The organism is Sphingomonas sp. FG14 (assembly GCF_057809675.1).
On record NZ_JBMDKK010000007.1, the window covers coordinates 110,479 to 136,835 of the forward strand.

20 protein-coding genes and 3 pseudogenes are annotated in these 26,357 nt (G+C 65.0%); 8 read left to right on the plus strand and 15 right to left on the minus strand.

Annotation, left to right across the window (positions count from 1 at the left end; genetic code table 11):
• Positions 1-28: 28 nt before the first annotated feature.
• A pseudogene (locus ACODTA_RS19260) lies at positions 29-271 on the minus strand (chloride channel protein); the annotation flags it as partial.
• A 2-nt stretch (positions 272-273) separates the two neighbouring features.
• Here ACODTA_RS19260 and ACODTA_RS19265 point away from each other — a divergent pair.
• Positions 274-732 (plus strand): CocE/NonD family hydrolase, encoded by a 459-nt coding sequence (locus ACODTA_RS19265; protein ID WP_489067598.1) that lies wholly within the window; start codon positions 274-276, stop codon positions 730-732.
• A 26-nt stretch (positions 733-758) separates the two neighbouring features.
• On the opposite strand, the gene ACODTA_RS19270 is transcribed toward ACODTA_RS19265, so the two are convergent.
• Together ACODTA_RS19270 and ACODTA_RS19275 are read right to left on the minus strand one after the other, a co-directional pair.
• On the minus strand, positions 759-2,108 hold the full coding sequence (locus ACODTA_RS19270) for an ATP-binding protein (protein WP_489067599.1): 1,350 nt from the start codon (positions 2,106-2,108) through the stop codon (positions 759-761).
• Positions 2,105-2,821 carry a response regulator gene (locus ACODTA_RS19275; RefSeq protein ID WP_489067600.1) on the minus strand — a complete coding sequence of 239 codons (717 nt, stop codon included), beginning with the start codon at positions 2,819-2,821 and terminating at the stop codon, positions 2,105-2,107. The genes ACODTA_RS19270 and ACODTA_RS19275 overlap by 4 nt, the downstream gene beginning before the upstream one ends.
• A gap of 159 nt (positions 2,822-2,980) precedes the next feature.
• Here ACODTA_RS19275 and ACODTA_RS19280 point away from each other — a divergent pair, with 159 nt between their 5' ends.
• From ACODTA_RS19280 to ACODTA_RS19295, 4 genes are all read left to right on the plus strand, one after another.
• Positions 2,981-3,466: a hypothetical protein gene (locus ACODTA_RS19280; RefSeq protein ID WP_489067601.1), complete on the plus strand. Its 486-nt coding sequence runs from the start codon at positions 2,981-2,983 to the stop codon at positions 3,464-3,466.
• Positions 3,467-3,534: 68 nt separating this feature from the next.
• Positions 3,535-3,960, plus strand: a complete 426-nt coding sequence (locus ACODTA_RS19285) for an EF-hand domain-containing protein (RefSeq protein WP_489067602.1) — start codon at positions 3,535-3,537, stop codon at positions 3,958-3,960.
• Between the two features lie 39 nt (positions 3,961-3,999).
• Positions 4,000-4,791: a sterol desaturase family protein gene (locus ACODTA_RS19290; protein ID WP_489067603.1), complete on the plus strand. Its 792-nt coding sequence runs from the start codon at positions 4,000-4,002 to the stop codon at positions 4,789-4,791.
• The gene (locus ACODTA_RS19295) at positions 4,788-5,711 is read left to right on the plus strand and encodes an alpha/beta hydrolase family protein (protein WP_489067604.1); all 924 of its coding nucleotides are present in this window, start codon (positions 4,788-4,790) and stop codon (positions 5,709-5,711) included. Before ACODTA_RS19290 ends, ACODTA_RS19295 begins: the two co-directional genes overlap by 4 nt.
• Positions 5,712-5,918: 207 nt before the next feature.
• Here the strand turns inward: ACODTA_RS19295 and ACODTA_RS19300 are convergent.
• Positions 5,919-6,035: pseudogene (locus tag ACODTA_RS19300) on the minus strand (VIT1/CCC1 transporter family protein); the annotation flags it as partial.
• A gap of 618 nt (positions 6,036-6,653) precedes the next feature.
• On the opposite strand from ACODTA_RS19300, the gene ACODTA_RS19305 reads away from it, so the two are divergent.
• The 3 genes from ACODTA_RS19305 to ACODTA_RS19315 are packed head-to-tail and all read left to right on the plus strand — an operon-like array spanning position 6,654 to position 9,196.
• The gene (locus ACODTA_RS19305; protein WP_489067605.1) at positions 6,654-6,785 is read left to right on the plus strand and encodes a benenodin family lasso peptide; all 132 of its coding nucleotides are present in this window, start codon (positions 6,654-6,656) and stop codon (positions 6,783-6,785) included.
• 51 nt (positions 6,786-6,836) lie between these two features.
• Positions 6,837-7,484, plus strand: coding sequence for a lasso peptide biosynthesis B2 protein (locus tag ACODTA_RS19310; protein ID WP_489067606.1), 648 nt, complete (start codon positions 6,837-6,839; stop codon positions 7,482-7,484).
• Positions 7,481-9,196, plus strand: coding sequence for an asparagine synthase-related protein (locus ACODTA_RS19315; RefSeq protein ID WP_489067607.1), 1,716 nt, complete (start codon positions 7,481-7,483; stop codon positions 9,194-9,196). The genes ACODTA_RS19310 and ACODTA_RS19315 overlap by 4 nt, the downstream gene beginning before the upstream one ends.
• 101 nt (positions 9,197-9,297) lie before the next feature.
• Here ACODTA_RS19315 and ACODTA_RS19320 read toward each other — a convergent pair.
• The 11 genes and pseudogenes from ACODTA_RS19320 to ACODTA_RS19370 all read right to left on the minus strand — a co-directional run.
• Positions 9,298-11,274: pseudogene (locus tag ACODTA_RS19320) on the minus strand (Atxe2 family lasso peptide isopeptidase); the annotation flags it as partial.
• Positions 11,271-13,865 (minus strand): TonB-dependent receptor domain-containing protein, encoded by a 2,595-nt coding sequence (locus ACODTA_RS19325; RefSeq protein WP_489067608.1) that lies wholly within the window; start codon positions 13,863-13,865, stop codon positions 11,271-11,273. The pseudogene ACODTA_RS19320 and the gene ACODTA_RS19325, both read right to left, overlap by 4 nt.
• Positions 13,866-13,966: 101 nt before the next feature.
• The gene (locus ACODTA_RS19330) at positions 13,967-14,944 is read right to left on the minus strand and encodes a FecR family protein (RefSeq protein ID WP_489067609.1); all 978 of its coding nucleotides are present in this window, start codon (positions 14,942-14,944) and stop codon (positions 13,967-13,969) included.
• A gap of 11 nt (positions 14,945-14,955) precedes the next feature.
• Complete coding sequence (locus tag ACODTA_RS19335) at positions 14,956-15,522, minus strand: RNA polymerase sigma factor (RefSeq protein WP_489067610.1); 567 nt, start codon at positions 15,520-15,522, stop codon at positions 14,956-14,958.
• A gap of 527 nt (positions 15,523-16,049) precedes the next feature.
• Positions 16,050-16,301, minus strand: coding sequence for a hypothetical protein (locus ACODTA_RS19340; protein WP_489067612.1), 252 nt, complete (start codon positions 16,299-16,301; stop codon positions 16,050-16,052).
• 30 nt (positions 16,302-16,331) lie between these two features.
• Positions 16,332-17,549 (minus strand): hypothetical protein, encoded by a 1,218-nt coding sequence (locus ACODTA_RS19345; protein WP_489067614.1) that lies wholly within the window; start codon positions 17,547-17,549, stop codon positions 16,332-16,334.
• A complete protein-coding gene (locus tag ACODTA_RS19350; protein ID WP_489067616.1) occupies positions 17,546-19,018 on the minus strand; it encodes a S10 family serine carboxypeptidase-like protein in 1,473 nt (490 codons plus the stop codon). The genes ACODTA_RS19345 and ACODTA_RS19350 overlap by 4 nt, the downstream gene beginning before the upstream one ends.
• The gene (locus ACODTA_RS19355) at positions 19,015-19,575 is read right to left on the minus strand and encodes a RidA family protein (RefSeq protein ID WP_489067617.1); all 561 of its coding nucleotides are present in this window, start codon (positions 19,573-19,575) and stop codon (positions 19,015-19,017) included. The genes ACODTA_RS19350 and ACODTA_RS19355 overlap by 4 nt, the downstream gene beginning before the upstream one ends.
• Positions 19,572-20,861 carry an aminotransferase class V-fold PLP-dependent enzyme gene (locus tag ACODTA_RS19360; RefSeq protein ID WP_489067619.1) on the minus strand — a complete coding sequence of 430 codons (1,290 nt, stop codon included), beginning with the start codon at positions 20,859-20,861 and terminating at the stop codon, positions 19,572-19,574. Before ACODTA_RS19360 ends, ACODTA_RS19355 begins: the two co-directional genes overlap by 4 nt.
• A 3-nt stretch (positions 20,862-20,864) precedes the next feature.
• Positions 20,865-22,916 carry a S9 family peptidase gene (locus ACODTA_RS19365; RefSeq protein WP_489067621.1) on the minus strand — a complete coding sequence of 684 codons (2,052 nt, stop codon included), beginning with the start codon at positions 22,914-22,916 and terminating at the stop codon, positions 20,865-20,867.
• 12 nt (positions 22,917-22,928) lie between these two features.
• Complete coding sequence (locus tag ACODTA_RS19370; RefSeq protein WP_489067623.1) at positions 22,929-26,297, minus strand: TonB-dependent receptor plug domain-containing protein; 3,369 nt, start codon at positions 26,295-26,297, stop codon at positions 22,929-22,931.
• Between the last annotated feature and the right edge of the window lie 60 nt (positions 26,298-26,357).

Genomic DNA, 26,357 nt, shown 5'->3' on the forward strand with positions numbered 1-26,357 from the left:
TCAAACAGTGAGTTCAACACCGGGGCAGTCAATTGATAGTCCTTGCCGAATTCGGCGAGCTGACGGAAGGCATGCCGAATCGCTGTGGCAGCCCGTGATAAAGTCATTCCTTGCAGACCAGTTGCGCAGTGAAGTCGGCCATCAGGGCGGCGGCGGCCAGCGGAAGCATGCCGCGGCGCGCGGTTGTCTCCGAGATGATGATGACGGCAGTGAGCGGCGCGCGCACCACCCCAGTGAAATACGCGACCATGCCGAGCAGCACGATCGCGCCGGATGCGCCGGCCGGACGTGCTGACCTTCACCACCGAACCGCTGGCCGAGGATCTTGATGTGGTTGGGCCGTTGCATATGGTTCTTCATGCGAGTTCAAGCGCGGTGGACACGGATTTTTCCGTGCGCCTGAGCGATGTGTTTCCGGACGGGGGTGCGATCCAGCTGCAGAGCGGCATCCTCCGCACGCGCTTCCGTAATGCCGGCGGCGAACCGGAATTTTTGGAACCGGGCCGCCCCTATCGCTTCGAGATCGACATGTGGGCGACCGCGAACCGCTTTGCTGCCGGCCACCGGCTGCGGGTGGATATCTGTTCGGCCGACTTTCCTCGCTTCGATCGCAATACCAATCTCGGTGGTCGTGACGGCGACCCGGTGCTGGCCCGTCAGACGATCTTTCACGATGCCGCTCGGCCGTCGCATCTCGTTGTCACGATCCTGAAAGACATCGCCAATGGCTGAGGAATGCTCTGTGCAGTGGCGTGTCGTTATGGATCCTTCCTTTGGCGCGGATAGCGCAAGACGACGCGCAGTCCGTTCGGGACCTTCTGCTCGAAGATCACCTCTGCACGGTCGCGAAGGGCAAGTGCCCGCACGATCGCCAACCCCAGACCCGCGCCCCCGGTCTCGCGGCTGCGCGAGGGATCGAAGCGTTGGAAGGGCTGGCCGAGCCGTGACAGCGCTTCGGCGGGAACCCCCGGGCCGTCGTCATCGACGACGATGTCGACGGCAGGACCATTGTCGCGCGCCGCAACGGTCACGCAGCTTCCATGGCGCAGCCCGTTCGCGATCAGGTTGTCGAGCACGCGGCGCAGCGCGAGCGGCGTCGCCGCGATCGCGAGATCCCCGGCTATCGGCATCAAGGTCACCGCGTCACCGAACTCGACGCGTTCGCCAACGATTTCGCCGAGAACCGGGCCGAGCAGCACGCACTCGGGGCGCGCCGGCGGCGCACTGTCGCGATCGGCCAGGAAAAGCGTGTCGTTGACCAGCGCGGTCATCTCGTCGAGATCGCGCACGGCGCGGTTGCGCTGCCCGGCATCCTCGATGAACTCGGCGCGCAGTCTCAGGCGCGTCAGATAGGTGCGAAGATCGTGCGCGATGGCGCCGAGGACGCGTGTGCGCTCGGCGACCAAGGCGCGGATTTGCGCCTTCATGTCGTTGAATGCCATCGCGAGTTCATGGACCTCTCGCGGACCCTTCACCGGTAGGTCTGGCGCGTCGAGATCGTCAGCGAAGCGGCGGACGCCGCGCGAAAGCGCGCCGAGCGGTCGTGTGGTCTGCCGGACTGCCAGCATCAGTACGCCAAGCAATACGAGTGCACCCAGCGCGCCGATCGCCGCGCGCCTCTGGAGATACGCGCGCAGGTCGTCCGACGGCTGACTGGTGAAAAGCAGGATCTGGCCGTCCCTGAGCCCGATCGCGATGCGGATCGGCGCAAGGAAGCGTGCCGGCCGCGCGGCATCGCCGATCCACCGGCTTAGGCGGGGCCGCCGCCCCTCGACACTGACAGCACGTCCCCGCGCGGCGAATCGATAGCGTTGGGCAAGATCCTCGAGTTCGTCCGATGAGCGCCAGCGCGCGGGGAGCGCTCTCGCCAGCTTGAGCGAATACAGCCCGCCGCCAAATGCCCCGACCAGCGCGTCGCGCTGAGCGGGTGGCGTGCGGTCGAGCGAATCGGCGATCGCCGCGGCTTCGTCCGGCCTGGGAAGACCGTAGGATCGTCTGGAGTCGCTGGAGGCTGGCAACGCCGCCGCCGCGATGAGCAATTGGAGCAGAATGAACCCGGCAAGCAGGATCGCAGCCAGGCGCAACGACAGGTTGGAGCCGATGGTCATGCGCGTTCCACCCGCAAGGTGAACTGATAGCCACCGCCGCGCACGGTCTTGATGACCGCGTCGCCGCCGGGCGCCAGCGCAAGCTTGCGGCGTAGCCGGCTGAGCTGCACGTCGATCGCCCGGTCGAACGGCACAGCGCTGCGGCCGCGCGTCCAGTCAAGCAATTGATCGCGGTTCAGCACCCGTTGCGGATGGGCGACGAAACAGTGCAGCAGGTCGAACTCCCCGCCGGTCAGCTCGACGGGGCTGCCGTCCGGCGCCGAGACCGCACGCGCGCCGACGTCGAGCGTCCATCCGCCAAAGCCGTACCGTTCATTGGCGATCTGCGAGTTCACCCGGTGGTGCCCGCGCGTTCGACGCAGGATCGCACGGACCCGTGCGACCAGTTCGCGCGGATTGAAGGGCTTGGGCAGATAATCATCGGCACCGATCTCAAGCCCGACGATCCGATCGACATCGTCCGCCTTGGCGGTGACCATCAGCACGGGAATGTCGCCGGCGGCGCGCAGCCGGCGGCAGAGCGAGAAGCCATCTTCGCCGGGCAGCATCACGTCGAGTATCGCCAGGTCGATGCGCCGGCGTTCGTTGAGCTGGTCGAACTCGAGGGTTGTCCGGCAGCCCACGGCTTCGAAGCCTTCGCGATTGAGCAGATCGACGACCAGTGCGCGAATCTCTCGATCGTCCTCGACCACGGCAATGCAGCTGATTTCCATGACGTACAGATAGCGTTGCTCGCCGGTGGCGTGAATGCATCCGGCTCCCGCGTTACACTCTGTTACCCTTCGTCACCGCGCGGTCGCAGACGGATTACACCTCGACGCCACAAGCACGGTCAGCGGCGGCGGACCGTCGCCAGTGCAAGGAGTGAAACGATGTACAAGCATGTTCTAAGCCTCGCCGCGCTTGCCGCCGGCGTTGTCGTGGCCGGAACCCCAGCCGATGCGCAGGCGCGCCGCGGCCATGTCATGGTGGGCCGGAGCGCATCGGGTCACGGCTTTGCGCAGTGGCGCTCGGCATCACGTCAGCCCGGGTCAGCGACGATCCGGCGCGGCCTGGAGACCTCGGATGGCCGCGGCTATCGCCACGAGCGTAGCCGGGAATATGGACCCGGGCATTATTTGGCCGATCGCAGCACCCAATTCAACAACGGCCGCGGTGCGACCACGTCGCGCGACGCGAACTGGGGCGACGGCAGTTTCAGGGGTAGTCGCACGACCATGCTCAACAACGGCAGTAGCTTCGGTCGCACGACCAGCGCCATCAACAATGGCGATGGCACCGCAAGCTATTCGAGCTCGTTCACCGGCCCGAGAGGCGCGATGCGCACCGTGAGCGGCACGGTCCCGCGCCGCCCGTAATCATCCCCGGGGGCGGCCGCCCCTATACCCGCCCGGTGCGCGACCGCACTCCAAGTCGAGGTCTACACATGAAGAAGGTCCTGATCCTCTCGATCACGCTGCTCTCGATCAGCCCCGCTATCGCGCAGATGCAACGCGGTTCCGACGCCGCGCTCGCCAATGCCGATGCGAATGGCGACGGCGTGATTACTCGCGCCGAATTCCAGCAGTCGCGCGCTGCCCGCTTCAACAAGGCCGACCGCAACAATGACGGCGCGGTTAGCCGCGACGATTTCAGGCGGCTGGCCCGCTTCCGGCCGGAGGCCGCAGAGCGCCTCAATGCGTTGATCGCCGAAGCGGATTCCAACGAGGACGGTCGCGTCACGCGTGATGAGATGGCAAGGGCCCCGATGCCGATGTTCGACCGGGCCGATGCCAACAGGGACGGCAAGATCGATCGGGCCGAACTCGCCGCCTTCAAGGCGAAGGCCGCTGAACTTCGCGCGCAGCGCTGATCCATGGAATTCGCGCGCTCGCCCCTCTGGCTGGGCATGATGCTCCTCCTGTTGATGGTCGAGGCGGGCTGGCGTCTAGCGAAGCGGCGCGGCTATGACGGCCGCGCCGCACTTGCCACCCTGGGGCTGGTGCTCGGCAATATACCGTTCGCTGTGCTGAACACGGTCGTCGTCGGATCGGTTTTCCTGGCTGCGGCTCGCCTGGCACCGCTTCATTGGCCCGTGGGTCATTGGGGAAGCTGGGCAGCCGGCTTTATCGCCGTCGAGTTCGCCTATTACTGGTTCCATCGCGCCAGCCATCGCATCCGCTGGATGTGGGCGACGCATTCGGTCCATCATTCGGCCGAGCAGTTCACGCTGCTCGCCTCGCTGAGGCTGGGCTGGACCAACCTCTTCTCCGCCGGCTGGCTGGTCTATCTGCCGCTGGTGCTGCTCGGGCTGCCGCCGTTCGTGCTGGTCGCACTGCTCACGCTCAACCTACGCTACCAGTTCTTCCTGCATACCGAGGCCATAGGCCGGCTCGGGCCGCTCGAATGGGTGTTCAACACGCCCATGCATCACCGCCTGCACCATGCTTCGAATGGCTGCTATATCGACCGGAACTTTGGCGGCATGCTGATCTTGTTCGATCGCCTGTTCGGCACACTCGCGCGTGAGCAGGTCGGCGAGCCGATCCGCTACGGCCTCGCGCATCGGCCCGCGACCGCCAATCCCCTTCGGCTCGCGTTTCGAGAATGGTCGATGATGCTTGGCGAAGCGCGCCGCGCGCGCGGGCTGCGCGCTAAGGCAATCGTGCTGGTTGCGATGCCGCAAATCAAGGAATGGCCATGATCCAGACCCTGTTCCTCGCTGCTGCGCTGCTGGCGCCGCTGACGGTCGATGCTGCGTCGGCCGAGGCGGTCATAACCTGTGATGCCAGGTGGCATGATGCTGCGCGCGATCGCGACGTGCCGGTGCGCATCCGTATGCCGGCCGGCACGGGAACGGCGCCGGCAATCCTGTTCAGCCACGGGCTGGGCGGTTCGCTCGACGGCGGTACCAACTGGGCGGTGGCCTGGGCGAAGGCGGGGTTCATCGTCGTCAACCTCCAGCACCCGGGCAGCGACCGCTCCATTATCGGGTCGGGCGGGATCGCCGCGGCGATGGCGCCCGAGCAACTCGTTGCGCGCATCGATGACGTGCATTTTGTGCTCGACGAGCTGGGGCGCCGGCCGCGCGAGGGGGCATGCGACCTGCGCCGCGCGGACCTCGCCCATATCGGGATGTCCGGCCATAGCTTCGGCGCGCACACGACCCAGGCGATTGCCGGTCAGCGCTTTCCGTTGGCTGGGATTGCCCCCGATCCGCGTATCAAGGCAGCGATTGCTTTCAGCCCGTCGCCGCCGATGCGGGGATCCGACGCCGTCGCGTTCGGTGGGATCACCATCCCGTTCTTCTCGATCACCGGCACCGAAGACGCCGCGCCGATCACGCCCAGCATCAGACCCAACGATCGGGAGCGTCCGTTCCGGTCGATGCCACCTGGCGGGAAATACCTGCTGGTGCTCGCGGGTGCCAATCATATGGTGTTCAACGCCCAGGACGGGCTGCGCGGACCAGCCTCCACTGCAACGCCGCATATCCGCGACACGGTGGTGGCTGCCACGACACTCTTCTGGCACGCAACTCTCCTCGGCGACACACCCGCTGGTGCCGCGCTGGCGCGATTTGGATCAACCCTGCCATCCGGTGATCGGTTCGAGCACAAATAGCAGGCACTCACTGTTTCACCGGCCGGGGCGACTGCTTCGAGCAATCATTTCGTACGGTCATTCTTCTGTCGAGCGATCCCGAAAGCTCGCCATTCAGGAACTGCGGCGCCATTATGAGGAAGAAGATATCAGCCTTGAGGTCGAGCAGACTGGATCGGCAGCACCGCTCGCACAAACCGCCAATGTCCAAGCCCATTTGCGTCGGGGTTAGACGGCGGTTCCGACCAGCCGCCCGATACCTGCCGTTAGCGCCATGGCGAGAGCCCCCCAAAAGACGACCCGCGCCACAGGCTTCAGGGGACGCGATCCCCCTGCCGCTCCTCCCGAAGACGAGGACTTATGAAATTACCGGGGCCTGCGAGCCTGACCGGTCACTTGCCCCATTCAGACCGGTGGGCAAGCCGCTCGCAGCCGCAGACTGGCCCACCGGGATCGGGCAGGATCACCGCGAGGCACCAGCCTCGACCTCTCATCGCGATCAAGGTCGCAGTGGACCATGGTCTTGGTGCAGGGAGAGACCCTGCCTCCAGAACGGACCATGTTTTCCTTGCCACCGCCAAATGCCTCAGACATCGATCCGGCATTCTCATTGGACGTGCTGCTTTGCTCAAGATGACCGCGCGTGACAGGGGATATTTGATTCGGAGATTGCGCCCGGGTGGTCGGCGCGGATGTCCAGGCCGCTTGGCTAAAGGCGTCGACGCATGACTCAAGTCATGTTCTCATTGCCCGGCCGCATCGATGTCCTTGGAGCCGATCATGGCGTCTCTAGATAAGCGGTGACGTTCGCCTCTATTCTTCAGAACCGCTCAATCCAGCCCGGCCATGCTTGAATCGGTCACTCAACAATCGTCCGATATCGCCACTATAGAGTTCGTACATCGGCTCGCGTCCCTCAGCCTGCTCAGGCCGCAATTCCCTGCGGCATGAATGGAGGCAATCATGGACCGTCTGAACGAAATCGACGAGACCATCGACCTGGGCGTCGCCAGCGTCGAGACCCGTGGCGGAGGCAAGGGCCTGCGCGACCAGCCGGACGAACAGTTCCCGGTTTCCGGGCTCACCGACGACTGAAACGGCCGGGGTGCACGGGCAATGTCCGTGCACCCTTTCCGGACCGAAGCCATGGGTCTGCAACTCCTCCCCGAACTGTCCTTCTGCCTTGTCGAGGACCGCGTCATCTTTCTGGATATCGCGCGCGATCGATATTTTCGCCTTCCCGAAGCGGCGGAGCACGCGTTCCTTGAACTCGTCGACGGTGCAGGCGGTGTCGCTCCCGCCGATCTCCCCTCCGGTTCTCCGATTGCCGGACTGTTCCGCCAAGCGTCGGAGTCTGTCCGGCCACGTCCTGTGGCCGCGCCGGCCTGCACCCGGGCCTTTATTGCCGATCCCGCCGGCACATCATCCGTCATCCGGACGGGGCGTGCCTTGTGGGGTCAGCTGCGTGCGTCCCGGCTCGTTCGGCATAGACGCCTGCTCGTGATCATAGAGCGGTTGCGCTCGATGCGGGGCGGTCAGCGGAACACCGCTGGCATGGAGGAGATCGTCCGGGCGCACGCCGTCGCGGATCTCGTCCATTCAGTGCATGATCGATGCCTCGCCAAGTCGATCGCCCTGTTCATCGCCCTCCGCCGCTCGGGCTGCGAGAGCCGGTTGATCTTCGGCGTCATGGCCCGACCGTTCGCCGCGCATTGCTGGGTCCAGGTCGATGACATGGTCGTCAACGGCGATGTCGGTCTGATCCGCATGTTCACGCCGATCCTGGTCATATGATGCTCGAGCGCTGGCTGATCCTGAGCGGCGCCGATCATGGCGGCCGGGAGCAGGTCGAGGCGAGGGCCGAGATGCTGGGCCTGGTCCGGGTTCATACATGCCGCAGCTTCACCGTGCTGGCCGATCCCCGGGTGCCGCTGCTGGTCGATCCCGTGGCCGGCCTCGTGATCATCGGGCGCCTGTTCGATCGCGCGAACAATGCGCGCGTCTCCATTCTGGAAAGTGCGTGCGCATCCGCGATCGTGGATGCGCCCGGGCAGCGCCTGGCTGGTTCTCTTTGGGGGCCCTATCTCGCGATCGTCGGAGATGAAAAGGCAGGCGAAGTCCGGATCCTGCGAGATCCGTCCGGCGCGATCCCAGCCTATTGCAGCAAATGGCCGAGCCTCTGGGCGGTGGCCGGGGACGCGCGGCTCTTGAGCGCGGTCGCGCCTGCGAAGCCGCGGGTGGATTATGCGGCAGTCGCGGCACGCCTGGCGCGGCCGGGGCACCATTTCACGCGCACCGGCTTGATCGACGTGACCGAGCTTCTTCCCGGCTTCGCGCTCACGCTGGGACGGAAAAGCGGGACCGAGGCTTTCTGGCAGCCATGGGATCATCTCGACACCGCACCGGCGACGCCGGCAAAGCTCAGGCAGGTCGTCGATGGCGCGATCGATGCGCTCGCATCCTGTCATCGGCGCGTCCTCGTGACGGTCTCGGGCGGGCTCGATTCATCGATCATCGCGGCAAGTCTGGCCTCGCGGGGCCGGGAGATTTCGCTGCTTACGGTTTCGACCGCGGATGCGCGCGGTGACGAGCGGCCCTTCGTGAAAACCCTGGCCGATGCGCTGGGGCTGGGCTTCGCCAGCGATATCTATGACCATGCCGATATCGAGATCGGCCGCGCAACCACCGCCCATCAGCCCTGGCCCGGTGCACGCACCTTCGCGCAGGGCTATGATCGGCGTCGTCAGGATCATGCCGTCTCGATCGATGCCGATGCGATCTTCAGCGGTGACGGCGGTGACAATGTGTTCGCGCTGACGGCCTCGGCCAGTCCGGTCGTGGACCGGCTGCGCGCGGAGGGGCCGGGTGCCGCCTTCCGCACCGCGATTGACATCGCCCGCCTGACGTCCACCAGCGTTCCGGCCGTGTGGCGCCGCGCGCTCGCGCGCCTGTGGCGCGGCGGCGCGGCATTGGGGACGCCTGACACAAGCTTTCTCGGCCCCGCCGGATTGGCGATGGCCAAGTCGGTCCCCGACCATCCATGGCTTTCGCCTGATATCGCGGTGCCGCCCGGCAAGGCCGCGCATATCGCGAGCCTGGTGCGTGCCCAGAGGTACAGGCATGGCTATGCGCCGGGGCAAGCCGAGGCGGTGCTGCCGCTTCTCGCCCAGCCGATCGTCGAATGCTGCCTGTCGATTCCAAGCTGGCGCTGGTGCGCGGGCGGTGAGAACCGAGCGGTCGCGCGGGCGGCTTATTCCGATCTTCTACCCAAGGACATTGCGCATCGCCGGACAAAGGGCGGCGCCGACAGCTTCTGTGTCGAGCTGATCGAGCGTCATCGCCCGGCGATCCGAGACATGCTGCTCGGCGGACTGCTTGCGCAGCGCGGCCTGCTGGATCGCGCCGCGATCGCCGGGTCGCTGGACGAGGGCGGCGCCGAGCGCGGCGATGTCCATCGCATCCTCGCCTTTGTCGATACCGAGGCCTGGGTTCGCAGCTGGAGCTGAAGTCCGCTGGCACGTCCGCGCGATCCGGGGGAGGCCAAGCCTCTCCAACGCTGATATTGCGACCGAAGCGAGGCCGAGGGATCCTCGCGATCCTTCAACCAGAAATCGAACCATTGCAGGTTGCGTTCGTAGATCGCCAGCCGATGGGCGGGCTGGAACTTGATATGATGTTCGCCGGGAAAGACATGCATCTCGACCGGCTTTCCTGCCGCCCTGAGCGCCCAATAGGGACTGAGCGCACCGAGAAATTCATCGTCGGACAGGTTCATCAGGATCGGCGTCGTGATGTGCGCGGCATTGGTGGAGAGCGCGATCGGTGACCAGAAATCCGTCGCCGCCTCGCCGGGTTTCGGAAACCCCTCCGCGCCATAGGCCTCGATCTGCGCTTCGCCGAGCAGCGGGAGCAATGCCGGATCGGCGCAGCATGTGCTGATCGCCGCGGCGGCGAAGCGGCGGTCGTTGATCAGGGCCCATGCGGTCGTGGTCGCGCCATCGCTGAGGCCGGTGATGCCGATCCTTCGCTGGTCGATCATCCCTTTTGCCAGCACGTCCGCGATCCCGCGCTCGAGCGACGACTGGACATTGCGCCGTTCCGCATGCTCGCCCGCATCCTGCGCGCGCGGATCGGCAGGTGGCAACAATGCAAGATGAAGCGGTCGCTGGAAGCTCAGCACCGCGTGCCCTCGGGCAGCGAATGCGAGTATCGGATATTCGTCGCCGGTGCCGCCGCGCAGGAAGCCGCGCGAACCATATTGCACGATCACGAGCGGATAGGGGGCGTCGGTCGCTTTCATCGGCAGGACGAGATCGCCAAACGTCTCGATGCCGTTGGCGTTGGTCCAGTAAAGGCGCTCGACCCTGGGTTTGTCGAGGCGGGCGAAGCCGGGATTGGGCTCCCAGAGCGGCGTCGATCGGCCGGTCGCGCCATCGACCCTCACCACATGTCGGGGCGCCAGCGAGGCTTCTCGCAGGCATACCAGGTCGCCTTCCGCCATTGGACGGCAGCCTATGAGCAGGTCGCCGGTCCCCAACAGTCTCCGGGCATCGCCCGGTTCAGCCGGCGACCAGCGATAGAGCGACAGGGTCTGGCGCGATGCACCCTCGCGTTTGAGGAAGAAGAGCGGACCTGTGTTCGACCACCACAGATCGACAATCTCGCCGCTGCAGGCGCGACAGCCATGCTCGGTGCCGGCGATCCGCGCCGTCAGCCGTCGTGAAAGCAGGGCGCCTTCGCGCATGATCCAGGCGAGCCTGCCATCGGGACCGGTCGCGGCGGCGATTGTTTCCGCCGGAAGCGAGGCGGGGATGCGGGCGAGCAGCGTCCGTTCCACGTCGCTGGTGGGGCGGGCGTCGCCCGTCACCGCATCGATCGAGAAGATGCTCGTCGCGACATCGGCTTCGCGCGGAAACGGATGCCGCGCGCTGATCGGCCGGAATCGCGCATCGACGAGATAACCGCGCAGGGCTTCCCGGGCGATCGCCGCCTTGGCGGCGATCTCTCCTGTGCGGCTGGAGAAGACGAGCCGCGTTCCGTCCGCCGTCCAGGCGAAACTCTCAACACCGGCTTCCGCATCGGTCAGGGCTCGGGCACCGCTCCCATCCGCGGCTGCGAGCCAGATCTGGGCGGCAGGCCCGGTGCGCTTGAGATAGGCGATGTAGCGCCCATCGGGCGACCAGCGGGGTACGATGACCCGGGGTACCCCGCTTTCAGGGAGCGCATGGCCGAAAAGCGCATAGCGGTCACGAATCAGGTCTCCACCCTGGTCGACAAGCTTCGGGCGCCCGATCTGGAGATCCAGGACGACCAGCCCCTGGCAATAGCCGTTCGCGTCCGGATCGGCGCGGCGCAGTACGAAGGCGGCATGCCGCCCATCGGGAGAAAGTCCGAGCGGACTTTCGAGATCGACCCGGTCGCCGGGCTGGCCGATGTCGCGCAATGTCACGAGATCCCGCGCTTCGATTGCACGCGCGTGTTGGCGGGTTTCCGTGGCTTGGGGCAGCAGGTCGCCGCAGCTGGCATGGCCCGACGCCAGGCTTGCTGCGGTGAACGCTATCGATGCCGCAATCCGGCGCATCATTGCCACCGCTTGGTGATCGAAAGGCCGATGAACCGCCCGATCGCCGAATAGTTGGTGGAGTCATACGGTGCGTATTGCACCCGGTCGGTGCGGATGAAGGCAGGCTTGTCGTTGAGCAGATTCTGCGCGGTGAGCGCGAACTCCATGTTCGACGTCGGCGCGGAGCCTTCTCCGGTCCTGTAGCGAAGCGTGAGATCGAGCATGGTCTGGCCGGCGACGGCCGCAAGCGTCGCGGTTCGATCATCGGTCACGCCGCCGACATGGCTGAGCCAGGCCGCGACGCTGAGCCCGCCCTTGTCGACGACCACGCCCGAGCGCATTCGCCAGTGCGGGCTGTTGAAGATCGTACCAGCAACCGGCTGATAGGATTGTCCCGCGAGGAACTGGCGCTCGCCGTCGATATAGCTCGCCGCCGCCGACAGGGTGAGCGAGCCGCCGCCGGCAAGGTCGGCGCGGTAGCGTGCCGACAGGTCGACACCCTTGGTGCGCTGCCTTGCGACATTGGTATAGCGGTTGTCGACGATGCCGAGCACGCGCGACGGGTCATAGGCGCCGCCGGTCAGGTTGTTGAGGCCCAGGCTGGAAAGCGCTATCGCCGCCTGCTGTTCGGCCAGGCTCGGCGCGAGTGTAACGAACGCCTGATAGATCGGGTTGGCGAGGACGCCGGTGGTCGATGCGATCGGCGTGACGACGCGCCGGGAATAGGCGATGTCGAAATAGCTCAGTTCGAGGTCGAGCCCCGGAACGGTGGCCGGAGCGAAGCCGGCGGTCGCCGTCCAGTTGGTCGAGCGCTCGGGCACAAGGCCGGGATTGCCGCCCGCGAGATAGATCATCGTGCTGCCCACGGGGGCGCCGGCCACGTTGAGAAGCAGTGCGTCCTGGCTCAGGAACTGCTGGTACAAGGTCGGCGCCTTGAACGACTTGCCCCAGTTCGCAGAAAGCTTGATGCCAGGCGACAGGTTCGCGACCACGCCCAGCTTGGGTGTCGCAACCTCGCCCATGCCGCGATAGCGCTCATAGCGCATTGCCGCGGTCAGGCTCAGCCGCTCGATGGCGGGAACGGCCATCCCGGGCGCGATGAGCGGCACGAACAACTCGCCATAGCCGTACCAGCTTCGCTGGGTCGCGCTGAAGCCGGACAGCTGGTCCGGCGCGCCGACGAAGCTGATGCGCCGCCGATTCTGGTCGAGCCGGTTCTCGCGATAGCCGCCGCCCACCGCGACCCTCATTGTGCCGGCCGGCAGGCGGATGAGGCCGCCATCGGCGGTCAGTTCGGCGGAGGTCAGCCGATTGCACAGGCAGCTTCGCGTATCATATTGGTCGATGCCGCCATCGGCGTAGATGCTGGAGAGGTGCGCCTTGTCCCGGGCATGGACCAGCCCGGCGCCCAGAGCCCATCCGCCGATCTTCGCGCTCAGCTGCGGTGCGATCGAGAAACGCTCGGAGCGCGCCCGGCCGATGGTGCCATAATAGTCATAGGGTGCGGTGCCCGAGAACGGCACGAGGATGCGGTGCTTGCGTTCGTTGTAGAGCATGTCGGCCGAGAAGGTCAGGCCGCTCTCCCCCAGTGTCTGGTGCAGGCTGAGGAGCGCGCTCGTCGAGCGCTGCTCGGGATAGAGCGTCGTCGTATCGTCCGCCTCGGCGGTGTAGCTGCGATGGCGCGCCGATATGGCGCTGTTGCGCGACCAGTCGACCGCCGCGATCAGGCCGCCCGATCCCCATTGTCCTCCACCGAGCGCGCCATATTGCTGCTCGACATCACCGCCATCGGTGGCGGCGCCCCAGCGCCCGCTGACCGACACCCCTTGGAAATCGCGCTTGAGCAGGATGTTGACCACGCCCGCGATCGCATCCGATCCGTACAGCGCCGACGCGCCGTCCGCGACCACCTCGACCCGGTCGACGGCATCGACCGGGATCGCCGAGATATCGATCGCGTTGCTGACGCCGCCATAGGCAAGCCGCCGGCCATTGAGCAGCGTCAGCGTGGCATCGGGGCCCAGTCCCCGGAGATTGGGGCTGGAACCCGAATTGACGTTCGCGTTGTCCGCCCCGCGAATACCATAGCCGACGCCGGGATTCTGTCCGCCGTTGAAGTTTTGCGGGATGCTTCTGAGCGTCTGGCCAAGATCGGTCTGGCCGGCATTGCGGATATCCTCCGACGTCAGGCGGATCACCGGCGAGGCGGGCGGGGCACCACGAATCCGGGAGCCGGTGACAATGATGTCGGTGCTCTCGTCCTCCTTGATCTGCGCGTCTTCGTCCACGAGCCGCCGGATGACGAGGACGTCGCCCTGCCAGTCGGCGACAAGCCCGGAGTCCCTCAGCAACAGGTCGACTGCCACCCGCGGGTCTAGCACGCCTCGCAATGCCGGCGCGCGCTTGCCGGCAAGCTCCCCGCTCTCGAACATGACCTCGACACCTGATGCCTTGCCGATGGCGACCAGGGCATCGGCGAGCGGCTGCTCCGCGAGGTCGAGCTCGATCGCCGTCGACGGGCTCGCCCATGCCGTTGCCGGCGTCACCGACATGATGCCGATCGCGGCTATTCCGCCCAGCAGGCGATGACGCCGGTTGATGGTCTTGGTCATGGTCTTGTCCCCTCTCGTTCGCCGCAGTCGATCGTGCGGCTTGGTTCGTCACCGGGTTCGACGAGACGGGAAGGGAAGACCTTAGGCGGGAGGTGAAATTTTTATCGGCCGCGCCGCGACAGGAGGATGCGCGTGCCGTGCCTGTCGAATTCGAGATCCAGCAGGCGTGCGAGATTGGCGGAGAGGTGTTCCGGATCGTCAAGCCTGAACCGGCCGGACAGCCGGGTCGCGCCGAGCCCGCCGTCGGCCGCATCGATCCGGATGACGCTCAGGCGATTTGCCCGCGCTAGCAGGCTGTCGAGCGTCTCGTCGCGGATCTGGATCATCATGCGCGGCCAATCAGTCGCCGATCCTGCGGCTGCGGGTCGTTCATCGATCCGCCCACGATCCAGTGCGACCGATTGACCTGCGTGAAGCCTCCGGACCACCGCTGCTCCGGCGCGCCGCGGCGTGACGTCTATGGCGCCTTCGATCAGCGCGACATCGGCCCGGCCGCTTGCGAAGGTGACGTCGAAGATCGTCCCGCGCGCCACGATGCTGCCTGCCCCGGCCTCGACGGTGAATGGGCGGTCTTCATGCGCGACAGCGAAACGGGCCCGGCCGCGTTCGAGCCGCAGCGTGCGCGCGTCACCGTCCAGCGCGACGTTCACGAGCGCGTCGCGATCAAGGGTTATGACCGAGCCGTCGCGCAGGCGAAATCGCGTGATCACGGTTGGACTGCCCTCGAGCCGGGCCGTCTGGACCGGCCACCTCGCCGCCCCCATTTTCGGAACCGCGAACATGAAGGCCAGCGCCAGTAGTGCCAGTGTCGCGATGACGAGCGCGGCAAGTCCGATCCGACGCTTTCCCGCCACCGGGGGGACAGGCGTATCGGACGTGCCGTGGCGCAGGACCTTCGCGTCGCTGAAGCGTGATGCCAGTCGATTATAGGTGCGGCGATGCTCCGGGTCGGCGAGCCAGGCTTCGAACGCGGGTTTGAACTGGTTGCTGTCCTCGCGCCGCATCCGCGCGAACCATTCAGCTGCTTCCATCCTGAGCGCTTCGGTCCGGGCCGGGTTAGGATCGTCTCGACTGGTCATCGCGGCTTCGTTCAATCGTCCCCTAGTGCCCGGTCAAGATGCGCGAGGGCGCGCATCATGTGATATTCGACCGTGGCGACGCTGATGCCAAGATGTGTCGCGATCTCGCGGTAGCTCAATTCGTCGATACGATGGAGCCGGAAGACCTGGCAACTGCGCTCGCTCAGCGTCGAAAGCGCTTCTTCAAACCGGCGAAGCATGTCCCGAGCCTCGAGATCGAGCATCTGTGTCGGGGCGACCGGGGGCAGTTCCGCCTCGTGAAGAGACACGCGCATCGAGGCCTGTCGGACTTCGCTGCGGCGGGCGACATCGAAGACAAGATTGCGGGCGACACGCTGCAGCCAGGCGGCCGGATTGCGCAGCGCCGATGCATTGTCGTCCCGCGCAAGGCGGACAAACACCTCCTGGACCATGTCGTCTGCATCGTCGCGATTCGACAATCGATGGCGAAAGAAGCGCCGGAGCGCCGGACCCCTGTCGCGGTACAGCCGCGCCACGGTGGCGGATAGCCGGTCATCGGTGGCGCGGTCGCTGCGGTCGCCGACCAGATCGTCCGGGGAAGGGCCGCTATCAGCCATGAGGGTTCGCACTGCCGGTCACGGCGAAGTGCCTCCTCAACGGGTAATTCATGTATGCACCGTGCGCGGCCATGCGTTCGCCCAGGCTGCGCCTGGTGCGTCGTCATGTTCCAGGCGGTGCCGCAGCCTGCTCGCAGGGCCGTCCGACCACTGTTGGGCGGACGTCAATAATGCCTGGCGGGATCATCCCGGGACGGGATTGCCTGCCCTCGTCCGTCTTCGATCATGAGGCCTTCGACGGCATCGGGCAAGCCGGATCACATCCGTGCTGCCCTCACCACCTTGCCTCTCGGGTTGCAGCAGCCCGTCAGGATTTCCTCGCATTGATCGAGTAACCCCAGCTCGTTGCCGTCAACCTGCGTGTCGTTGACACGGAAATCCCTATGGGATCGGCGCGATCACGGTTGAGCCCGGGGCCAAATTTACGCTGCTGCTGCTCGGCAGCTCAGCGACGGTCGCGGCCTTGCGCTTCAAGGAAACCATGCTTGCCGTCGCCAATTCTGTGCATATCGCTGGCGCAAAAGCGCCTAGGCGGAGCGGACAAATTTGAACCAGTATTTGATTGTGGCGATATGGGCCATGCCGTGGAAGATATTGGCAAGCTTCGGCACATTGGGCATTTCGGTACGCGATCCTAATTGGCCTTGCTCCACCTGACATTGACGCCTTTGCCCGAGAATGTGACGTCCCGGCACGTCGATGAAACGCTGTTTAGCTCCTGCCCGCATGTGGATCCTCCACTCTTCGGTCACGGCAAGGCACTCCTCGGCCTCCTTCATGGCCGGACATGACGCGGTCCGATCATCCTCTTATCGATATGACTCTGTTGCAGGCCGGACGGATCGAGATCGTCGCTCCGGCCTGGCCGCGGAAGGAAGGCTTTCGCTGGTGAGCAACCATATCCTGATCGCCGCTCCCGGCCCGGGCGCAAGTGACATGGGCGCGGCGAAGTTTGCGCAGGCGAGATACTCCCTATGGACCCGCTCATTCGAAGATGATTGCACAGCAAAATACGGCACGGTCTCATCGAGCAACGCTTCAAGTGAAAGCACTCTGGGCGCGGAGGGATGGTTCAGGATTTCGGTCAGGACCGGCGTGAGATCGAGATTGTCGAAGTCACCGCGCGCCTGACCGCTCCACCAGTCCCAGCCCGTCGCGATTGCGGAATTGGCAGGCAGATATGCGTCGGCGATCAACGGATCGAACCTCCCGGTCAGCCATGGCTTGGCAAATCCGGCGGCAACCTTGGCACTCTTTTGGATCGGGCGGCCGAGCAGCCCGTCGTCAAGCAGGGCCCCTGCCGGCGCCCCGAACCGTTCGGCCAGGGAAGCGCGCAAATTGTCGCGTGCCTCCGCTTCGAGCCGCTCGGACCGCAGAAGAGCGGGATAGAGTTCATCGAGCGCGGCCCGCTCCGCGCGCAGGCGATAATCCTGCGTCAATTCATGCGGTTGCCCCTGTCGCGCGCTTAGGGCGAGCGTGGGCAAGCGCATCGCATAAGCGATAGGGTTGCCGGGGACACAGCTGAGCAGCGCTGGATTCGTCACCGTTTGCATGAGGATCAGCGATTTGGGAGCGGCACCGGGAAAGCGGCGCTGGAGTTGCTGCGCGGTTTTGAGAGCACGCAATCCGCCAAAGCCGTTCCCGAGCAGGTGGACCGCACCTGTCGTGCCGCCGAATTTGTCGCACCATGCGGCAATCGTGGAGGCGTGGAAGGCGGCATCCGCCTCGACCGTCCACAGCGATTTTGGCAGGTCGGCGCCAAAACCCGTGCCCGGAGGGTCGATGAAGATCACGTCGGCAGCGTCTGTGAGGCTGCCTGTTGGCGGATAGGATGCGAGCCAGCCAAGCGCTTCGAGCGAGGAAAATCCCAGCTCGCCGCCAAGAATGAAGAGCGCGGGGCGCTTGCCGCGCCTCGTGGAGGGCACATTGATGACGGTCGCGCGAACGGTGCCGGTCTCGATCGTGCGGAGGATCGCGCCTTTTCCTTCGCGTGGCGGCATGAAGCGGAATGACGCGCCGACAGTCATACGCCCGTCACCAGCATCTCGCGCATGTCCGCCTGAAAGGCGAGCAGCGACGCCGGGTCGCGATGGACGCCATGGCCGGCGGCGTAGTGCCGCCGGATGACCCTGTCGCGCGGCATGCCGTGCGAGGACAGGACCATCTCGGAAGCAAAATAGGGGGTGGCGAGATCATAATAGCCCGCCGCCATCATCACACGCAGGCGAGGATTGGCGCGGAGATCATCGGCCAATCCGACCGCCATGTCGACATTGTCGAACGGCAAGCGCTGCTTGCCGTCTTCCCAGTTCCAGTTCGAGCCGCCCACCAGTGAAAGATCGGCATAAGGTCGGGTAATCTTCAGACCGAGCTCAGTCTCGAAATAGCGCCGGATCGCGGTGCCGACCGGCGTCTCCAGATAGGGTTTCGCGGTCCGGAACGCCTCGACACGCGCCGCTTCGCCCAGGCCGGCCTTTCGCCCGTCATTGCGCTCGAGTGGGAAGCCGAGCGGTCGTCCGTAGTCGACCATGAATTGCTCCGATCTTACCCTCAGCCCCGTCTCCAGAAGATGAGACGGCGGTAATCCGATCAGATCGGCCATTTCCGCCGCCACACGCGCCTGCCTGGCGGCATCGGCGCGATGACCCCAGGCAAGCGCGGGGGCATAGCGTTCCAACGCGAATGACTCGGCACGGGCGAGGATGTCGGGAAGTGCGATATCGTGCGATCGCGCATGAAAATGGTGGATCGCGGCATAGCTCGGCAGGAAATAGATATAGGCAAGATCATTTCCGGGCGCAAAGCGCGTCGAGCAATAGTTGATCACGCTCGAATTGAGTACGACGCCCGCAACGGGGGTGCCGTGGGTGTGGAGCCGATGCGAGAGGGTCGCGGCCCGCACCGTTCCGTAGCTGACACCCACCAGATAGATGGGGCATCCTGACCGGCCATGGGTCTTCAGCCAGGTCTCGATGAACTGAGCGAAGGCCTCGGCATCCTCGAACAGGCCCCAATAGCGCCGCGCGGGAACACCGGGGAGCGTGTCGCTGAAGCCCGCGCCCACCGGATCGATGTAGACGAGGTCGGCCACGTCGAGCAGGCAGTCCGGATTGTCGGCCAGCACATGCCGGTCCGCCTGGCCGGCCACGGGAATCGCGACGCGGGGCCCCATCGAAAGGACATGGAAGGACATGGAACTTCCGCCCGGGCCACCTCCAAAGAAGAAGATGACCGGTCGATTGGCCGATGGCGCGTCACGGCGCAGATAGGAAAATGTGAAGAGCGCAGCCGATCGTGCGCCCTGCGAATCGAGCAGAATCGTATCCCCCGCCTCGACATCATATGTCACCGGCCTGCCCATGATGCTCATGCGGTGACGACTGGTATTGCGCGCTCTCCCGGGCACTGCCGCCCGCACCTTCACGCTGGCCGCCGCGAAGGCGGCGGCCAATCCCAGTTTCACCAGGTTTCGGCGATCGATTGCGCGGTCGCTCACGACGCGACCTCCAGCACCGCGGAAATTGCGACGGCCGCATTGCCGGACAAACCCTTGACGCCGATCGCCGAACGGCTCGTTTTTCCAGCCGTGTTGCCGAGCACGTCGATCAGGACCGCCGACGCGCCGTCCAGGACCTTGGCCTGATCGAAAAAGCCTTCCGCAGATGCGACATAGCCGATCATGTTGACCATGAGCGCGACGCGGTCGAGCGATCCCCCAAGCTCGGCAAAAACGACCTCCAGCATCGCCAGGGCGGTCTCCCGGGCCGCAACCTGTCCCTCTTCCACTGTCAGGTCGCGGCCCACCTGCCCCCTGAAACGAGGCTCCCCGTTTGCACGCGCCACCGTTGTCGAGAGGAACAGCAGGTTGCCGCTCCTGCGTGCCGGTAGATAGAGACCGATCGGCGCTGGTGGACTTGCCCCACGTCCGAGGATCCGAAGAAACTGAGCATCCCGTCCGAATGGATCCCGCGCTGTCACCGGCGCCGACCAGAACATCGTCGTTATGACGGCGCCGATGCCGCTCGCGCAGAAGTCGCGCCTTGTTGCCTTCATCTGCCTTCTCCTCGCCGGAGACATCGCCGGAGGACATCGAAGAACCGCTCGATGTCGCCGGGGCGTGTATGCACATGGGCGGAAAGCCGGATCCCCCGCCCGGGGGCGACGCGGATGCCGGCCCTGCGGAAGTCCGGTTCGAACCGTTTGAGCTCCACACCTTCGACGCTGAAGGCTACCATTCCCGCGGAACGTGCAGGATCATGCGGCGTGTACAGGGACGCGCCCGGGATCGCCTTCGCCCCTTCAAGCATCAGGTCGCGCAACCTGGAAAGCCGGGAAAAGATCTTTTCCGGGCCGATCCGCAGGAAGAAGTCCAGCGCTGCCTGATACCCGTCGAAAGTCGCGCCGCTGGCGGTTCCGGTCTGCATCAGGCGGTCAGCCGCGCTGCCTTCCGGTCCCTCAGGGGTTATGCGTTGGGCCAAGGTATCGAGCCCGGTCCCGCGCCCGAACAAAAGACCGCACCCGGCAGGCGCAAACATCCATTTGTGTGGGCTGGCGGCCAGATAATCGCAGCCCAATGCCTTGAGATCGAGTGGCACCTGGCCCGGCAGGTGGGCGCCATCAACGACCGTGACCGCCCCGTTTGCCCTCGCAAGCGCGACGATCTTCTCCACGGGCAGGCGGACACCGGTGCTCGTCAGGACTGCGGAGAAACTGACGACCCGGGTTCGCGGATTCATCGCCTGCTCGAAAGCAGCAAGGATCGAGGATTCGGATTGCGGCGCCAGGTTCAGCTGGACCTTTCGAAGCGTAATCCCTTGCGTTCGAGACAAGCGCGACCAGCAACTGACATTGGCAGGGTGCTCGAGGTTGGTGATCAGCACTTCGTCGCCCGCTCCAAGGTCCAGCCCCGAGGCAATCATCGAAAGCGCCTGTGTGGCGTTGGCGGTGAGCGTCAGCTCTTCCGTGTCACAGCAAAACGTGCGCGCGAGGTCTTGGCGCAATGAAAGAAAGTTACGCGCGTTGACCTCTTCGATAGGCGCGCCCCAGCGATTGATCGGCTCGAAATCAACCCGGCCCGACTGGGCAAGGCCCGCCGCGACGGCCGCGAGCACCGGGATCGGGGGGACGCCAAGGCTGCCGTTATGGAGATATGCGAAATCGTCCGGGAGGAGAAATTGCTCTTTGCGCAACCATGCCCAGTAGCGTTCGGGATCTTCGGCGAGAAGCGAGCCCGGAGGCAGGTCGGGCGTGATTGGGAATGGGGATGCATGCGCACTTGTCGCGGTGAGGCAGGGCAGGGCTCCCGCATATCGGAAGAGACCACGGCGCGAGATCGCCATTGCTCACCGCCCCTCGATGGCGGCGGTGCGATATTTCTCGAACCAGCCAAGCGTCGCGAGTGCGCCCGCAATAAGCTGACTCGGCCGGCTGGAATATTCATGCCCGGCACCGGGGAGGCGGACGAGCGCAGTCGGAATGCCGCGCAACCGCAACGCGTTGTAGAAGCTCTCGGCCTGGCTCACCGGCGTCCTGACGTCATTCGTTCCCACGATCAGGAGCGTGGGCGTCACCACCTTTTCGATGAAGGTCATCGGCGAATAGGCGCGATAGTGCGCCGGATCCGCCCAGGGCGGCTTTGTCGCGAAGAGCCGGTAGAGAGATGGACTATCGGTGGTGAGTACGAACGATGCCAGATCGACCACCGGCTTCTGCGCCACGGCCGCGCGGAAGCGATCAGTATGGCCGACCGTCCAGGCGGTGAGGACACCGCCGGCACTGCCGCCGGTGACAAAGAGGTTGTCGGCATCTGCCAGTCCGCGTCCGATCAGGGCATCGACGCCGTCCATGGTGTCGTCAAAGTCATGCCCGGGGAATGCCTGCGCGGTCGTGTCGGAGAATTTCTGGCCATAGGAGCCGCTGCCGCGATAGTTGACCGCAAGCACGAGATAGCCGGCGGCAGCATATATCTGGGCCTCCGCGCTGAAATAAGGACCGGAAAAAGTACCCCAGGGGCCGCCATGATTGAGAAGAATGAGTGGATAGCGTTTATCCAGCTGGAAATTCGGCGGCTTGGTAAGCCACGCTTGAATCGGCAACCCGTCGATACTCGATGAGTATCTGATCTCTTCAACGGGTCCGAAAGCGCGATTTGAGAGCACGTCATCGCTCAGACGCGTGAGACGGCGCCATTGTCCATGCGTGGCGAGCGCAACGTCACCCGGCACCAGCGTTTCGGCGCGGACGAAAGCGATCGAGCCGTCTGCCGCGACACTGAAGGCCGCGCCTTTCGCTTGGGGACGCCCCATGTCGCTCGGTCCCACGCCGCTCGCGATCTCACGTAGCCGCCCCTTGAGATCGACAAAGCCGATACGAAACGCACTCTGGTCCGCATAGAGGATGTAGAGGCCGTCGCCGCGGCGCGACCAGACAGCCGATCGAATGTCCCGGTCGATCGTTGCGGTCAGCAATCGACTGACGCCGTCCCGCCCCCGGATCCAGAGTTGCATATGGGCGGTCGTTGACGGGCTTCGCGTACCAAGGAATGCCAGGTCTCCCTTGGGTGACACGGTCGGCGATGACGACGTGCCCGTGATGGTGGGAACCTCGACCGGATCGCCGCCGGCCAGCGAAATACGATAGATCGCCCGGCGATCATCGCCCGCCACGCTGCGGGGCGCGAGGAGGCCGCTCACCAACAGCCCGGTGCCATCGGGCACCCAGGCAGGCTGCGAAAGGTCGATGTCGGCGTAGGTCAATCGCCGCGTCGCCCCCTGGTTGATATCGACGACGGACAGCGCGGCAATGGTCGGCGGGGCTTCGCCCACGTCGTACGCCTTGAAGTTCTCGAAATCGACCTTTGACGCCGGTGCCCAATCAGCACCGTCCGGCTTTCCCGGCATCGCGAAGAACATCGGCATTTCGCGGGGAAGTCGGGTCAGAAACGCGATCCGTGAGCCGTCTGGCGACCATACGGGATCTTCCACGCCCGTTGCCACTTCGGTGATGCTCCGCGGCGGCGCGCCGTCGGCCCACAACCAGAGCCGACCGTCCTTGCGAAAGACCAGCTGGGTTCCATCGGGTGACCATCGCGGTGCGGAAGCGCCTTCACTTCCTGGAACCGTGATATCGCTCGAGCCATCGCTGGAAATCACGTGGATCGTGCCGAGGCGCCGATCGGTCTTGATGTCCATGGCGGTTACGACAAAGGCGATCCGCCTTCCATCGGTGGTGACCTGAGGGTCACTGGCATAGCGAAGCGCGAAGACATCGAGCGCCTCAAAGTGCGACCCGGCGTGCACCGGGTCGTTCGGGACACGATCGTGCGGCGTGGCCATCAGTGGGCTGGCACCCGTCAGCCAGGCGGCGACAAGCAGGTGGCCGAGACGATTTGGCATCGGGCCCGGCTCTCAAAACTTGACCCGGGCGCCGACCGTGAAGGTTCGACCGATCATATTCTCGAAAAGATTGGCCCCGCCGATGACCGCGTTGGTCGTTTTCGCGGCAATGCGACGGGCATCGTCCGTCTGGTCGAAGATATTGGTGACGATGAACCGCAGTTCCATCCGGTCCGTGGGCATCACCGAGACCGACAAATCATGCTGCCAGAATGAGCCGAACGTCCCGGGCGCACGGCGTTCAGCGGTTGCCTGTTTGTCGATCACCCCTCCGGAGACGAAGTTCGACTGCCACTGCATCGACAGATGTTGGGACGCGTACATCAGGTTGCCCTGGACGCGGTATTTTTCCATGCCGCGTTCGCCGGCGAAGATGTCGAGATCGCCTCCGTTGATCGTCTGTTGATGACGATGAACGTAGAAGCCGTTCGCCCCTATCGTGAGCGATCCCGGAAGGGATACGCCCTGCATCGAGACACGATATTGGAGGTCGGCGAGCAGGCCGCTGAACCGGCGCTCTGCGGCGTTGATGAAGCCGAGCGCGAAGTTCGTCACCTGAAAGGTCGAGGGATCGCGCATGAAGCGGCCGCACGCGACATTGCTGCCGAACGCGCCATTGTCATAGCAGGTCGCGAAGAGCTGCGAGAGGCTGGTGCTGACGATGGCGTTGCTGATCCGGATATCCGTCCAATCCACGGTCGCACGCAGGCCCGGAACTGTCGAGGGTGCGATCATCACGCCGATCGTCCAGGACTTGCTGCGCTCGTTGCGCAGTTCAGGATTTCCGGTCGCCGTTCCCGGCACGGCGACGTTGACGACCGAGGATGTGAATGACGAAAGCGCAAAATCGGCCGGCAGCAGCCCGGCGGCCTTGAGGGCGTTGACCTCGGCGGCGCATGACGCGGCGCGGTTCGCCGGTGAAGCACCGTCGCTGATGAAGCGCGGATCGCAGGGGTCGTTGCCCAGGCCGGTCGTATTGGATTTCGGTGTCAGCAGTTCCGCAAAGGCGGGCGCGCGAACCGCCTCGGTCACGTTGCCCCGGATCGTGAGCGCGTCCCCAAGCATCGGAAGCTGCAGGCCGAGCCGGCCGCCCGCCGTCCAGGTCCAGTCCGAGCCGGAAAAGCTGTTGTCGACGATGCGTGCCGCCCCCTCGAAGGTCAGGCTGCGAACCAGCGGGATCGAGAAATCCTTGTCGCTCGAGAGGATGGGAATGACGCCTTCGGCATAGGCTTCCTTGGTGTGGAAATTCCCGCGGATCGGGCCCGCTATATCACCCACGAAATAACCCAGATTCTGCTGCTCGCCAGAATAGCGCGCGCTCTCGCGCCGATAGGTCAGCCCCATCGCGAGATTGGCTGCACCTGCGGGAAGCGAGAAGGGCGAGCCCTCCAGCGTCGCCTCCGCAACCTGTTGCTCCAGCGTCGTATTGATCCGGACGTCCCGCAAGACATAGTTGCGCACGCCGGACATGTTCGGAGACGTCGCATAACCCAGGGGATTGAAGGGCAGGCAAGCGCCGATATCGGCACTGGTCACCGGCGTCGGCCTGGCAGCCCCAATGCCGGATGCGGCGCCGGGATCGACCGAGACACGGCACACGATCTGTCCGCTCCCGGTTCTGACGGCATCAAGCGCCAGTCCGAAGCGGGTGAGATCAATCACCGGAGCCCGAACCGAAGCCTTGGTCCGCCCGTAATTATAGCTCGCGTCCCAATTCCAGTCGCTGCCAAAGGCGGAAAACCTGCCCTTCAATCCCCCGACGAAGCGATAAACCTCTTGCGTCCGATAGACCGGCGCTCCCTGAAGAAGATCCTGATTGTAGCGAGCGAGGTAAAAGCCGGGCGTGTCGGCGGTGCCGTTCCCATCGGTATCGATCCCGGGCGGACTGGAGGCGAGGAGTTGCGTCCGGACGGCCTCTGTCAGGAAGGGATTGTCCATCCGCACCTTGATCTGCCCCCCGTTTGCCGGAAAGAGCACCGAGCTGAAGCCGCCCTGGCTATACTGGTCGCTGGCATCCGTATGGGCGTATAGTCCTTCAACATACGCCGTCAGCGCCGAGGAAATGTCGAAGCTCGCCTGGGCAGCGAATGTCGCCCGCTTCGTCGGCGACAGGAGCGAGTTGGTTTCGGCCTGGTTGACGACATAAGGATTGGCCGACGCATTTGCGCCGGTCGCCCCGGCCGCCGAAATGGGCGTGCCGAGATTGGCTTGCGCGGCCGTGACCAGCGACAGGCCGTCGAGCGAGAAAAGAAGCGGCTCCCCGTTCTGGACGAAGGCATTGGCGGTGCGGTTCACCCCGTAGAAATTACCCGCGCGCAGCGCCGGGCCACCGGTGAGGGGAACCAGCGACAGCGCATCCGCACCTCGACAGATGATCTGGTCGGGGATGCCGTCGCGCGCGCCCGTATTGGCCGGGTTGTTGCAATAGGTGAAGTTGGTCGATGCAGACTCGCGCGCCGTGCCGGCGAGCCCGTCGACGCGATTATACTCGCCGGCGACGACGATGTGCCCACGCCCGCCGGCAAAGTCCGCCCCGGCAAGAGCGCCCATGCGAAAGTTATGGGCATCGCCGCGAGAGGAAATGCCGTTCTGGCCATCCAGCATCAGCCCCTTATATTTGCTTTTGAGGATGACATTGACCGTGCCGGCGATGGCATCCGCGCCATAGATCGGGGCGCCGCCCGTATAGATCGTCTCGACGCGATCGATCATGATAGTCGGGATAATGTTGAGATCGACCTGCTGCCCCGGGTCGACCGAATTTCCGGGCGACGCCTGCGTGACGACGCGTCGGCCATTGAGCAAGGTCAGGGTCCGGCCGGTTCCCAGGCCAAAGGCGTTGACGAAATTCTGGCCGACCGTCTGCTCATTCTGCCCGCCGTTTCCACTTGTGGGTGTCCCGAAGGCGGGGAGTTGATTGATGAGATCCGCCGCAGTGTTGTAGCCAAGCGCGCTGGCCTGATCTCCGGAGACGCTATTTGCCGGTTGAAGCGTGTCGAAGCCCGCGCGACGAATGCGGGATCCGGTGACAACGATATCCTCTCCGCCCGCCGCATCGTCGCCGTCCGATGGCCCGGGCTCTTGCGACCGTATGATCGCGACAGCGCCGGATGAATCGGTCTTGGCGCTGTAGCGCGTCCCTGCGAGGATCTGGGCCAGCGCCGCCTCGGCCGTCAGTTTTCCGCGAGCGCCGTTGCTGCGCACGCCAGTCATTTCGCTTCCGCGAAACACCAGCTGGCGACCGGATTGCCGGATATAGGATGATAGCGCCGACTTGAGGCTTCCCGCGGGAATCTGGTAATCGCGCTCCTGAGCGCGGGCCGGTGCGGCAACCGCCACCATGCACACGCCCGCCGCCAACGTCGCCAACATCCTCGTCATCGGTCGTCCCCCTTTTGCATCGGTCCTGTTTGCCGGACCAGCTAGAGGTGAAGAGTGTCG